General features: G+C 60.1%; 12 protein-coding genes. 5 read left to right on the top strand and 7 right to left on the bottom strand.

Features of this window, described 5'->3' with window-relative positions; genetic code table 11:
- Positions 1–91 precede the first annotated feature (91 nt).
- Both ACOQOT_RS06560 and ACOQOT_RS06555 read left to right on the top strand, forming a co-directional pair.
- A complete protein-coding gene (locus ACOQOT_RS06560) occupies positions 92–1,630 on the top strand; it encodes a DEAD/DEAH box helicase (protein WP_420561542.1) in 1,539 nt (512 codons plus the stop codon).
- A 165-nt stretch (positions 1,631–1,795) separates the two neighbouring features.
- Positions 1,796–3,193: a DUF1329 domain-containing protein gene (locus tag ACOQOT_RS06555; RefSeq protein ID WP_420561541.1), complete on the top strand. Its 1,398-nt coding sequence runs from the start codon at positions 1,796–1,798 to the stop codon at positions 3,191–3,193.
- A gap of 87 nt (positions 3,194–3,280) precedes the next feature.
- On the opposite strand, the gene ACOQOT_RS06550 is transcribed toward ACOQOT_RS06555, so the two are convergent.
- Entirely contained in the window at positions 3,281–4,744 is a 1,464-nt protein-coding gene (locus tag ACOQOT_RS06550) for a coniferyl aldehyde dehydrogenase (protein WP_420561540.1), read from the bottom strand.
- A gap of 326 nt (positions 4,745–5,070) precedes the next feature.
- Between ACOQOT_RS06550 and ACOQOT_RS06545 the strand changes: the two genes are divergently transcribed.
- From ACOQOT_RS06545 to ACOQOT_RS06535, 3 genes are all read left to right on the top strand, one after another.
- A complete protein-coding gene (locus ACOQOT_RS06545) occupies positions 5,071–6,132 on the top strand; it encodes a GGDEF domain-containing protein (RefSeq protein WP_420561539.1) in 1,062 nt (353 codons plus the stop codon).
- 187 nt (positions 6,133–6,319) lie between these two features.
- Positions 6,320–7,108, top strand: a complete 789-nt coding sequence (locus ACOQOT_RS06540) for an enoyl-CoA hydratase-related protein (RefSeq protein WP_420561538.1) — start codon at positions 6,320–6,322, stop codon at positions 7,106–7,108.
- A 52-nt stretch (positions 7,109–7,160) separates the two neighbouring features.
- Positions 7,161–7,952: an enoyl-CoA hydratase/isomerase gene (locus tag ACOQOT_RS06535; RefSeq protein ID WP_420561537.1), complete on the top strand. Its 792-nt coding sequence runs from the start codon at positions 7,161–7,163 to the stop codon at positions 7,950–7,952.
- A 40-nt stretch (positions 7,953–7,992) separates the two neighbouring features.
- Here the strand turns inward: ACOQOT_RS06535 and ACOQOT_RS06530 are convergent, their stop codons facing one another.
- The 6 genes from ACOQOT_RS06530 to sufC all read right to left on the bottom strand — a co-directional run bounded on the left by ACOQOT_RS06530 (position 7,993) and on the right by sufC (position 12,587).
- Positions 7,993–8,382, bottom strand: a complete 390-nt coding sequence (locus ACOQOT_RS06530) for a TfoX/Sxy family protein (protein ID WP_420561536.1) — start codon at positions 8,380–8,382, stop codon at positions 7,993–7,995.
- A gap of 1 nt (position 8,383) precedes the next feature.
- Positions 8,384–8,758, bottom strand: coding sequence for a HesB/IscA family protein (locus tag ACOQOT_RS06525; RefSeq protein ID WP_420561535.1), 375 nt, complete (start codon positions 8,756–8,758; stop codon positions 8,384–8,386).
- An 84-nt stretch (positions 8,759–8,842) separates the two neighbouring features.
- Complete coding sequence (locus ACOQOT_RS06520) at positions 8,843–9,250, bottom strand: SUF system Fe-S cluster assembly protein (RefSeq protein ID WP_420561534.1); 408 nt, start codon at positions 9,248–9,250, stop codon at positions 8,843–8,845.
- An 8-nt stretch (positions 9,251–9,258) separates the two neighbouring features.
- Positions 9,259–10,512 (bottom strand): aminotransferase class V-fold PLP-dependent enzyme, encoded by a 1,254-nt coding sequence (locus ACOQOT_RS06515; RefSeq protein ID WP_420561533.1) that lies wholly within the window; start codon positions 10,510–10,512, stop codon positions 9,259–9,261.
- 5 nt (positions 10,513–10,517) lie between these two features.
- Positions 10,518–11,837 carry a Fe-S cluster assembly protein SufD gene (gene sufD, locus ACOQOT_RS06510; RefSeq protein ID WP_420561532.1) on the bottom strand — a complete coding sequence of 440 codons (1,320 nt, stop codon included), beginning with the start codon at positions 11,835–11,837 and terminating at the stop codon, positions 10,518–10,520.
- Between the two features lie 6 nt (positions 11,838–11,843).
- Positions 11,844–12,587 (bottom strand): Fe-S cluster assembly ATPase SufC, encoded by a 744-nt coding sequence (gene sufC / locus ACOQOT_RS06505; RefSeq protein ID WP_420561531.1) that lies wholly within the window; start codon positions 12,585–12,587, stop codon positions 11,844–11,846.
- Positions 12,588–12,598: the final 11 nt, after the last annotated feature.

The following is a 12,598-nucleotide window of genomic DNA, read 5'->3' as shown; positions in this document are numbered from 1 at the left end:
ATCCACGAGCCGTCCCTTTTTGGCCGACGGCAGCTCACCCGGTAAAATCCGGATTTTCCGGCCGGTGAAGCGGAAACAAAACCAAGCGTGCATGAAGTTTGATGAACTAGGGCTAGGCCCTAAAGTCCTACAGGCAGTTACCGAGGCGGGGTACGAAACACCTACGCCAATTCAGGCCGAAGCCATCCCGAAGGCTTTGCAGGCGCGGGACATTCTGGGCATCGCCCAGACGGGGACGGGCAAGACCGCCTCTTTCACGCTTCCCATGATCGACATTCTTTCGCGCGGCCGGGCGCGGGCACGTATGCCCCGCTCGCTTATTCTCGAGCCGACGCGCGAACTTGCCGCCCAGGTCGCGGAAAACTTCGAGACCTATGGCAAGTATCACAAGCTTTCCATGGCGCTTTTGATCGGCGGGGTTTCCTTCGCCGAACAAGAAAAGAAACTGGACCGCGGCGTCGACGTGCTGATCGCAACGCCGGGCCGCCTGCTCGACCATTTCGAGCGCGGCAAAGTGCTGCTGAACGGTGTGCAGATTTTCGTGGTGGACGAAGCCGACCGCATGATGGATATGGGTTTCATTCCCGATCTTGAGCGGATCTGCAAACTCCTGCCCTTCACACGCCAGACGCTTTTCTTCTCGGCCACCATGCCGCCGGAAATCCAGCGCCTGACGGATACGTTCCTGCATAATCCGGTCAAGATCGAAGTGGCGCGCACGTCCTCGACGGCGGCCGCGATCACGCAGCGCCTCGTCTATACATCCAAGGACGATAAGCGCGAGACGCTGCGCCAGATCATCGACAAGCAGGACCCGATCAAGAACGCCATCATCTTCTGCAACCGCAAGCGCGACGTGGCGGTACTCGACCGTTCGATGAAGAAGCACGGCTATGCGGCAGGTTCGCTGCACGGCGACCTTGACCAGCATGTGCGCATGCAGACGCTGGATAAGTTCCGCAATGGCGAGTTGACCTATCTCATCGCCAGCGACGTTGCGGCACGCGGTCTCGACATTCCCGATGTCAGCCACGTCTTCAACTTCGACGTGCCGACCCATGCCGAAGACTATGTGCACCGGATCGGGCGCACGGGCCGCGCCGGACGCAGCGGCCAGGCCTTCACGCTGGCAACGCCGGAAGAACAGAAATATGTGGCGGCCATCGAAAGCCTGATCCAGAGCGAGATCGAGCGGGACGGCCAGTTCGAGCCGGAAGACGTAGAAACGCTTCTGCAGGAAGGCGGCAAGCGCCGCGGCGGACGCGGACGCGGCACCAAGAAGGCCCCGGCAAAACCTGCCAAGGAAAAAGCCGCCGCGAAGGACGCAGGCCAGGATGCAGATACCGGCGAAGCCAAGCCGGAAAAGAAAACCCGGACCCGCAAGCCCCGGCAGGCGGCAAAAGAAGACAGCGCTCCGGCTGCTGAAGAAGCGGCCCCGGAAGCCGCTCCCGAGGCTGCTCAGGATGCGCCAAAAAAAGCTAGCGGTGAGAAGTCCCGCGGGCGGCGCGGCGGACGCGGCGGCGATAAACCCTCCGGCAAGCAGTCCGGCGGCGGCAACAAGGAAGTCGGTCTTGGCGATCACACGCCGGCCTTCCTGCTTCGCCCGGTACGCAAAGCGGTCAACGCTTAACGGGGGCAGCTTCCTCTTAAAGTTCAGAAAAAGGCGCTCATCCGGGCGCCTTTTTGCGTTTTGGGCGTTTCTTGCTGCGGCACGAGCCAGCCGCGTCGCGGAATGGAGTGGTCATTCTAGCCGTCTCATAGTAAAGTATCCTTACTATATAGGGAGGAGTTCATCGTGCGCTTATCAACACGGACAGGCTGGAAAAGCCTGCTCAGCGCCGGCGCCTTATGCGCCGGCTTCGCTCTCGGCACTTCTGCAGCGCTTGCCGAAGTGCCCGACCCGGTTGCCGCCAGGCTCGGCCAGGATCTAACGCCCATGGGCTCGGAAAAGGCCGGCAATGCGGATGGCAGCATCCCCGCTTGGACCGGCGGGCTGACCACGCCGCCTGCGGGCCTTGGCTATGAAGTGGGGATGCATCACCTCAATCCTTTCGGTGATGAAAAGGAACTCTTCCGCATCACCCGCGAGAACATGGATCAATATGCGGACAAGCTGACGGGCACGCATAAGGCGCTGCTTAAAGATTACGGCGATACCTATTTCATGAAGGTCTTCCCGACGCACCGCACCTGCGCGCTGCCCGAGCACGTCTATCAGGCCAACCGGCGCAACGCCAAGGTGGGGCTGCTAGCGGAAGGCGGGAACGGCGTCAGCCAGGCGATCATGGGCAAACCCTTCCCCATTCCCAACAATGCGCTCGAGATTATCTGGAACCATATGCTCGGGTTCATCAACCACAAGGCAACGCGCCAGTTTGCGGCCGCCATTCCGACCCAGGGCGGGGATTACACGATCTATACGGTGCAGGACGAGGCCATTGTCGCCTGGAACGATCCGAGCAAAAAATCCGCCGAAGAGCTCGACAATATCTGGGCGAAATATATCGCGCACACAGTCGCCCCTGCCCGGCGCGCGGGCAATGTGACGCTCGTGCATGAAACGATCAACATGGCCAAGCAGGGCCGCCTTGCCTGGCAATACAGCCCCGGCACGCGCCGGGTGCGCCGTGCGCCCGACATTGCCTATGACAATCCGGGCACGAACTCGGACGGGATGACGACTGTGGACAGTTTCGGCGGCTATAACGGCTCGCCCGACCGCTATAACTGGACGGTGATCGGCAAGCAGGAAGCCTATGTGCCCTACAACAATTACGATCTGGGGTCGGACAAGCTGAAATACGAAGACATTCTCAATCAGCGCCACATCAACCAGGAACATTCGCGCTACGAACTGCACCGGGTCTGGGTGATCGAGGCCAATCTGAAAGACGGCACGCGCCACGTCTATCAGCGCCGCCGCTTTTACCTGCAGGAAGATACCTGGAATATCGTCGCCGCCGAACTTTACGACACACGCGGGCAGCTTTGGCGCGTGCAGGAGCACTTCCCCATCACCGCTTACGAAGTGCCGCTTTGCGCCGGCATTGCCGCCACCTATTACGACCTGACCAATGGACGCTATCTCGCGGGCGGCCTCATTAACGAAGAACCGGCGATCAACTTCTTCGCCAATGAGCTGGATGAAAACCGCTATACGCCCTCGGCCATCCGCCGTCTCGGCATCAGATAGGCTTTCACTGCCGGGTACTCCCCTGACATTTCCGGCAAACAAAAGGGCGGCCTCAAGGGCCGCCCTTTTTCTTTCCACCGAAACAGTTTAGCGCTTGATCTGGCTTGCCAGGAACTTGCGCGTTTTTTCCGTATAGGGCGGGCGCATCATCTCGACGATGAATTTGGCTTTCGCCTGCGTGTAAACCGCCTTGGCATGGCTGAAAGTGCGGAAACCATCGACCCCGTGATAAGAGCCCATGCCCGCCGGACCGACGCCGCCGAAGGGCAGGTCTTCCTGAGCCACATGCATGATCACGTCGTTCAGCGTTACGCCGCCCGAGGTCGTGCGTTCCAGCACACTCTTGTGCTCGTTCTCGTCCGGGCTGAAGTGATAAAGCCCGAGCGGACGGGGATGGGCGTTGATGTAATCGATCGCCTCATCGACCTTCTTGTAGCCTTTCACCGGCAGCAGCGGGCCGAAGATCTCTTCCTGCATGATCTTCATATCGTCGGTCGGATTGATGACCAGCGTCGGCGGGATCTTGTTGTAAGGCTGCTGGGTAAAATCTTCATTGGCCGGATTGATCTCGACGATCCGCGCGCCCTTCGTTTTCGCATCATCGAGATAAGAGGTGATGCGGTCATAGTGGCGCTGGTTGATCACCGACGTGTAATCCGGATTGTCCTTCAGCGTCGGATACATTTTCGTAACGGCGGAAGTCGCCTGGGTGATGAACTGCTCGACCTTGTTTTCCGGCACCAGCACATAGTCGGGTGCAAGGCAGATCTGGCCTGCATTCATCATCTTGCCGGCCATGACCTTGGCCGCGGCGTCTTCCATCGGCGCCTTGTCGGAAATAATGACCGGCGATTTGCCGCCCAGCTCCAGCGTCACCGGCACGAGGTTTTCCGCCGCCGCGCGCATAACGTGATAGGCGATGGAGGTGGCGCCGGTAAAGATCAGGTGATCGAAGGGCTGGCGCGAGAATGCTTCACCGACCGCCGGGCCGCCCGTGACGACCGCGACTTCGGTCTCGTCATAAGCTTCGCGGAACATCCGGCTCATCAGCTCGGACGTGGCCGGGGTGAATTCCGACGGCTTGATCACGGCGCGGTTGCCTGCCGCGAAGATGCCGGCAAGCGGTGCCATCGTCAGGTTCACCGGGAAGTTCCACGGCGAAATCACGCCGATCACGCCGAGCGGCTGATATTCCACCCGCGCCTTTGCGCCGAAGAGACCGAGCGGGAACTGCACCTTGCGCTTTTCCGGCTTCATCCACTGTTCCATATGCGCCTTGGCGTGTTTCAGCGGCCCGATGGAGCCCATGACATCCGTGAGCAGCGTTTGCTCATGGCTGCGATGGCCGAAATCGGCGGCGAGCGCTTCAACGATTTCTTTCTGGTTATCGACAAGCAGCGCGATGGACCGGTCGAGCCAATCCTTCCGGCGCTTGACGCTGGGGGCGCCTTCGGCCAGATGCGCCGCCTTTTGGCGGTCCACGATCTGGCGGATCGAGGCGGAAATGGACGCGCTATCGCCTTCCGGCAGATTTGATTCGGCAACGCTCATGAAATTCCTCCGCTGCTGCTTTTTCCCTCTCCCGCTTTTTTCTCTCTCTTGGAGGCGCGGGTCCGAAAGGATTGTTTAAGAATTAAGCAAGTCCCACCGGCGAACTATAACAATTACGGCAGTTTACGCCAGTTTTTCGGCAATCCGGCGGGGAACGCGGCGGTAAATCGGGCCGTTTCTCTCCCCTCAATCCCTCCCCGTTCCGGGCTGATTCCGGGGGACTTAACGGAGCTGTAACGGTCTTTGGATAGCTTTTATGGGCAATCGCCGCTGCTCCGGCACAGGCCATTGCTGGGCACACATTTTCGCTGGGTGGGGAAAGAGCCGTGCAGAAGCACCAGGACGAGCGTCAACGGGTCGAGGAATATGGCGCGCAAGCCTTCGATTTTTTGCGTCAGCACAAGATCACGCCGACCCCTCGCCACTATGAAATAGCCTATGCGCATATGTCCGGGGTCAATCCCGCGCTGAGCGAAGCGCTGGCCCTTGCGATGAAAGACGGCGCGCCTTGCGACGATGCATTGCTTGAGGAGATCGGCGCGCAGTTTCTGCATAACCCTGAATCTCTTGCCGATACGACGAACGATACCAGCGCCCAGCTGCAGAACGAAATGGAACGCGTTTCGAAACTGATCGAGACGGCGACGAACGATACCAGCCGCTTCGGCGACAGCATGCAGGGCGTCAGCCGCAACCTGTCGGCCAATACCAAGCCGGAAGATCTCGCCATCGTGATCGAGACGATCGTCTCCGCCTCCCGCCAGATGGAATCGCGCTCGCGCGAACTGGAAGGCGAGCTGCAGGCCTCCCAGGAAGAAATCAGCGAATTGCGCAAGCGCCTTGAAAGCGCGCGCAACGAAGCCTTCACCGATCCGCTGACCGGGATCGCGAACCGCAAGGCCTTCGACGAAGAACTGCATAAAGCCTCGCGCGAGGCGATGGAAACCGGCACCAGCTTCTGCTTGCTGCTGGGCGATATCGACCATTTCAAACGCTTCAACGACACCTACGGCCATCAGACGGGCGACCAGGTGCTCAAGCTCGTTGCCGGCTGCATGATGGCTAACGTGAAAGGCCGTGACACGGCGGCCCGTTACGGCGGCGAGGAATTTGCCGTCATTCTTCCCAAGACGGCGCTGCGCGATGCGCAGACCCTGGCCAACTCCATCCGCGAGATGGTGCAGTCGCGCGAGCTCGTCAAACGCTCGACGGGCGAACAGCTCGGCCGCATTACTATGTCTATCGGTGCCGCGGAATTCCGCTTCGGCGAACCGCTGGGCGAGCTCATCGAGCGGGCCGATAGCTGCCTTTATGCGGCCAAAGACGGTGGGCGCAACCGCGTGATCGCGGAGACCGCGCTGCCCGAGCCGGAAGCCGCCGCAGGCTAAGCGCCTCAATACAGCAAACGGATGCCTGAAAGACGCAGCGCTTGACGCTGCGTTTCCCACGCTTTTTCAAGCTGGCCTTTTCCGGGCCTTTACGCCCCCTTTCCCATGGATATGCTGACCGGCAATAAAGCCGGTCCGGCGCTTTTGCGCGCGGCCAGGCGCTCATGGGAAAAATGCGGAAGGTCTTATGGAAACGGTACTTTATGAAGTCGTGGACGGCGTGGCGAAACTGACGCTGAACCGCCCCGACGTGCTCAACAGTCTCAACACACAGCTGATCGAGGATATCCGCGCCGCCATTGCCGCCGCGAATGAAGACAAGAGTGTCGGCGCCATTCTGATGACCGGCGCCGGGCGCGGCTTTTGCGCCGGGGCGGATCTGGCCAGCGGCGGCCCGCGCAAGGAAGGCGCGAGCACCGGCGAAAATGTCGCTTACGGCATGGAGGTCGCCTTCAACCCGATGGTGCGGGAAATCGCAGGCTCCGCGAAACCCGTTATTGCCGCCGTCAACGGTATCACGGCGGGCGGCGGCGTCGGCCTTGCCCTTTCCGCCGATATCGTGATCGCGGGCAAGTCCGCTTCTTTCGTGCAGGTCTTCGGGCCGCAGCTGGCGCTTATTCCGGATATGGGCTGCACCTGGTATCTGCCTAATCTCGTCGGCCGGGCGCGGGCGCGCGGGCTGGCGCTGCTCGGCGAGAAGCTTCCAGCGGAACGCGCGGCCGAATGGGGCCTCATCTGGCAATGTGTGGAAGACGGCGCGCTGATGGACGAGGCGATGAAGATCGCCGCCAAACTTGCCGGCGGGCCGTCCAACGCCTTTGGCGAAATCAAACGCGCGCTCGACACGGCGCTGACGAACGATCTGAGCGCGCAGCTCGATTATGAGCGCGATACGCAAGGCATGCTGGGCGACCACCCGAACTTTGCTGAAGGCGTCACCTCCTTTTTGCAAAAGCGCAAACCGAATTTTCAGTGATAGGCTGCCTGCCAACCCCATTTAGATAACACCACATAACAGGGAGAGAGAGATGGACTTCAACAGGGTAAGGCTCGATATCGAGGGCACGACGGGTATTCTCGTGCTCAACCATCCGGAAGTCATGAACGCGGTTTCCGATGAAATGCTCGAAGGGCTGATGGACGCCATGGACGCGGTCGAGGACCCGGCCAACGGCCTGCGCTGCCTGATCATGACGGGCGAAGGGCGCGGCTTCTGCTCGGGCGCCAACCTGCAAGGGCGCGGCGACAATAAAGGCGGCGCGCCGGATGCAGGCTCGCGTCTCGAAACCGCCTATCACCCCTTCCTGCGCCGCCTGCGCAATCTGGAAATGCCGTTCCTGACGGCGGTGAACGGACCGGCTGCCGGTGTCGGTATGAGTTTCGCGCTGATGGGCGATCTCGTTCTTTGCGCTAAGTCCGCTTACTTCCTTCAGGCCTTCCGCCGCATCGGCCTTGTGCCGGATGGCGGTTCGACCTGGCTTCTGCCGCGCCTTGTCGGCAATGCGCGCGCGAAAGAGCTTTCGCTGCTCGCCGAAAAACTTCCCGCCGAAAAAGCGCTCGACTGGGGCCTCGTCAACCGGGTCTATGAAGATGGCGATCTCCTCGGCGAAGCGAAGAAGCTGGCAGGCGAACTTGCTGAAGGCCCCACCGTCTCGCTTTCCATGATCCGCGAGCTTTATTGGGAAAGCACGGATAATACGTACGAAGAACAGCTCAATCTCGAGCGCCAGAAACAGCGTGTTGCCGGGCGCACGGACGATTTCAAGGAAGGCGTGAAGGCCTTTCTGGAAAAACGCCCGGCGAAATTCCAGGGCAAATAAAAGAGGCGGGCTCAAGCCCGCCTTTTCTTTTCGCCCCGCGTTATTTCTTGCCGGCCGCCTTTTTGGCAGCGGCTTTTCGCTTCTTCTTAGGTTTTTCCTTCTTGCCGCGCACCGCCGCTTCGATGGCATTGCGGGCCCAATGCGTCAGCTCGTCAGGCTCATCGTAAAGACGTTCGGGCACTTCCCAATAGGACATGGTGATGGTTTTGCCCGACGGCGGGGCGTAGACGAAGGCTTCCATCCCTTCCGCCTCGAAATCCGGCCGGTTGATCTCGTCCGCCTTGAAATAGAGCACTTCACCGGCGATCAGCCCGAACATGAGATCGCCGTAATAGACACCGGCCCCGCCGAACATATTGCGGATGCGCACCTGCCCGAGCGGGGCAAGCTGTTCCAGCACGAAGGCTTTATACTCCGTGCTGACGGCCATGTTATTGAAGCGCGTCTTCGGGCACGGGCTGAATGGTGACGCTTTCACCGCAGCCGCAAGCATCGATGGCATTCGGGTTGTTGAACTGGAAGGAGCTCGAAAGCTTGCCCACTTCGAAATCCATTTCGGTGCCGAGCAAGAAAAGAATGGCCTTGGGGTCGATCAGCACGCGCACGCCCTTATCCTCGACCACTTCGTCCATCGGGCCGATTTCCTCGGCATATTCCATCGTATAGGCCATGCCGGCGCAGCCGCCTTTTTCCACGCCGATGCGCACCCCGACAATCTCCTTGTCGGAATTTTCAATGATCTCTTTGACGCGGGCAGCGGCCGCATCGGTCAAAGTAATCGCTTTCGGGCGCTCTCGCTTGGCCATGGATTTCTCCGTTATGCGAGGATTACATACTTAAATTGGTGGGTTTGCCCCGGGATGACAAGACCCCAGTTTAACGGGCAAACCTCAATACATGTTAAGGGCGACGCGTGCCTCGTCCGACATGCGGCTCGGGTCCCAGGGCGGATCGAAGACGAGATTGACCTGAACATCGCCCACCCCGTCGACGGAGCGCACGGCATCTTCCACCCAGCCCGGCATTTCACCGGCCACGGGACAGCCCGGCGCGGTCAGCGTCATATCGACCAGCACATCCCGGTCATCGGAAATATCGATCTTGTAAATGAGGCCCAGCTCGTAAATGTCCACAGGAATTTCAGGGTCATAAACGGTCTTGAGCGCGCCGATGAGATCGTCCGTCAGCCGCTCGATCTCTTCGGGCGGCAAGGCGGAGCCTTGGGCGGCGGGCGCATTTTCCACCGGCTCGGGCGCCGTTTCGGTTTTGCTTTCAAGATCCATTTCGTCAGCCATCATCTTACCCGTTACCCGAAGAATTCAACCGCATGCTGGAGCGCATCTACCAGCCGGTCGATATCTTCTTTCGTATTATACATCGCAATCGAGGCGCGTGAGGTCGCCGGTACATCAAATCTGTCCATCAGCGGCTGGGCGCAGTGGTGGCCCGCCCGCACGGCAACGCCGGAGCGGTCGATGATCATGCTGATGTCGTGAGGATGCGTGCCGTCGATGACGAAGGAAAGAATGCTTCCCTTATTCGCCGAAGTGCCGATCAGCCGGAGTTTCTCCACTTCCTGCATCCGCTCAGTCGCATAAGCCAGAAGCGCGCTTTCATGGGCCAGAATATTTTCCCTACCGAGCCCGTCCACATAATCAAGCGCCGCGCCGAGACCGATGGCCTGCACGATGGGCGGTGTGCCCGCCTCGAAACGGTGCGGCGGATCGGCATAGGTGATCCGGTCCATGGAGACTTCACGGATCATTTCACCGCCGCCCCGGTAAGGGCGCATCTTGTCCAGATGCTCGCGCTTGGCATAAAGCGCGCCGATGCCGCTCGGCCCATAAATCTTATGGCCCGTCAGCGCAAAGAAATCACAATCGAGGTCCTGCACATCGATGGGCAGATGCACCGCCGATTGCGAGCCATCCACCATCACCGGAATCCCGCGATCATGCGCCATTTTCACGATGCGTTTCATCGGCGTGATCGTGCCGAGTGCATTCGACATATGGGTGAGCGCCAGCAGCTTCACTTTCGGCCCGAGCAGTTTATCGAGGGCATTGAGATCGAGATCGCCTTCATCCGTCACCGGCGCCCATTTCAAGACGGCGCCGTGGCGCTCGCGCATATAGTGCCAGGGCACGATGTTGGAATGATGCTCCATCACGGAGAGCACGATTTCATCACCCTCGCCGATCAAAGGTTCAAGGTAAGAAGATGCGACGAGATTGATCGCATCGGTCGAGCCGGAGGTGAAGATAATCTCTTCTTGCTCTTTGGCGTTCAGGTAGCGGCGCACGCTTTCCCGCGCCGCCTCAAAGCGTTCGGTCGCAAGATTGGAAAGGAAATGCAGGCCCCGGTGAACATTTGCATATTCCGCCTCATAGGCGTTGCATACCGCATCGATCACGGCGCGCGGCTTTTGCGCGGAGGCGGCATTGTCGAGATAGGTCAGCGGCTTGCCATAGACTTCCCGCGAGAGAATGGGAAAGTCGGCGCGCACGCGGTCCACATTGAACGCGGACACCACATCCTTCACCAGGGGCATTTCACTCATCTTGTTTAACTCCCTGCCAATGCGCTGGCGCGGAACCAGACATCGATCTGGCTTCCAATGTCCTGCTTGACGCCGTCCAGCGGGATGGTTTCGAGCACCTCATCCAAAAAGGCACGGATGAGAAGACTGCGGGCCGAGGCTTCATCGATACCGCGCGATCGCAGATAAAAAAGCGCCGTCTCATCGAGCTCGCCGATTGTCGAGCCATGCGCGCATTGCACGTCATCGGCATAAATCTCAAGCTCGGGCTTGGCATTCATGCCCGCATCGCGTGACAGAAGCAGCGCGTTGGAAAGCTGGCGGCCATCCGTCTTCTGCGCATCCTTGGCCACCAGCACACGGCCCTGAAAGACACCCGTCGCTTCTTCATCGAGCACGGATTTCACATGGGCGTTCGAGGCACAGCCGGGCACCGCATGATCGACATAGGTGCTGATGTCACCGAGCTGCTTACCGCGCAGCGCGAGCGCGCCGTGCATATCCGCATGGGCGCCCTCGCCTTTGAAAACGGCTTCCGTTTCATGGCGCGAGAGCCGCGCGCCGAGCGCCAGCATGAAGCCGTAATACTTCGCGTCTGCTGCAAGGCGCAAATTGTTCGCCGCCAGGTGCAACGCATCCTTCGCCTCATCCTGCAGCTTAATATGGGTCAGCGCCGCGCCTTCGCCCAGATGGGTTTCGGTGACGTGATTGGCAAGATAGCCCGCGCCGCCTTGGCCGAGATGGGTTTCCAGAAGGCAAAGTTTGGCGTCTTCTTCAAGCGCGATGACGTGGCGCATATGCGCCGCCGAGGCCCCGGCAGAGGTCGTCACATGCACCATATGGAGCGGCTTGCCAGCATCTTTTCCGGCCTCGACGCGGATCACCAGCCCGTCCTGCATCAGCGCGCTGTTGAGTGCATTGACGGGATGAAGATTGTCGTCGGTGGTCAAAAACTCTTCAAAACCGGTTTCTTTCACCGCTTCGCTGAGCGGCTTGACGCTGACGCCCTCGGGCAGGTCCGCCGAGGAAAGATCGGGGCGGAAGAAGCCGTTGACGCAGACCAGCATATGCCGCTCGACATTGCCGAAAGCCGCCGCGCCCGGCCCCACGGTTTCAGCATCATAGGCAAGCGGTCCGTCATAGCGCTGCGCCGGCACATAGCCGTCTTTGGCAAGCGCACGGCGCAGGTCCGTATAGCGCCAGGCTTCAACGCGCCGGTGCGGAAACCCCGCCGCGGCGAAGACGTCCCGCGCCATGCGGCGGCGGGCCAAAAGCCAGGCCGGATCACCCTGCGGCGCGAGCGCGCTAAAGGCTTCCAGATATTGCTCTTCGATATTGGCCGTCATTTACTCTCAGGCCTCCACAATATCGGCGTAACCGGTTTCCTCGAGCTCATGTGCCAGCTCTTTGCCGCCCGTGCGCACGATGCGCCCGGCGGAGAGCACATGCACTTTGTCGGGCACGATGTGATTGAGCAGGCGCTGATAGTGCGTGATCACGATCATCGAGCGGTCCGGACTGCGCAGGGCGTTCACCCCATCCGAGACGACTTTCAGCGCGTCGATGTCGAGGCCGGAATCGGTCTCATCCAGCACCGCAAGGCTCGGCTCCAGGAGCGCCATTTGCAGAATTTCCGCGCGCTTCTTTTCCCCGCCCGAAAAGCCGACATTGAGCGGACGTTTCAGCATGTCTTCGGAAACGTTGAGCGGACCGGCTTTCTCGCGGACAAGACGCAGGAACTTCACCGCGTCGAGTTCCTCTTCCCCGCGCGCCTTACGCTGCGCGTTGAGCGCGGTTTTGAGGAACGTCATGGTCGTCACGCCCGGTATCTCGATCGGATACTGGAAGGCAAGGAAGACGCCGGCAGCGGCGCGTTCCTCGATTTCCATGGCACGCAAGTCTTTGCCCTTGTAAAGGATCTCGCCTTTGGTGATCTCATAGCCTTCGCGGCCCGAAAGCACATAAGACAGCGTCGACTTGCCGGACCCGTTGGGGCCCATGATCGCATGGACCTCGCCGGTGCCAACGCTCAGCGTGATGCCTTTCAGAATTTCTTTGCCGTCCACTTTGACGTGCAGGTCTTTGATCTCAAGCATTTGTCTTTCCT

This window comes from Tepidicaulis sp., assembly GCF_965222285.1.
In the GTDB taxonomy this organism is placed as follows: Bacteria; Pseudomonadota; Alphaproteobacteria; order Parvibaculales; family Parvibaculaceae; genus Tepidicaulis.
Note: the sequence above shows the minus strand (reverse complement) of the source record. Positions and strands in the feature narration are given on the sequence as shown.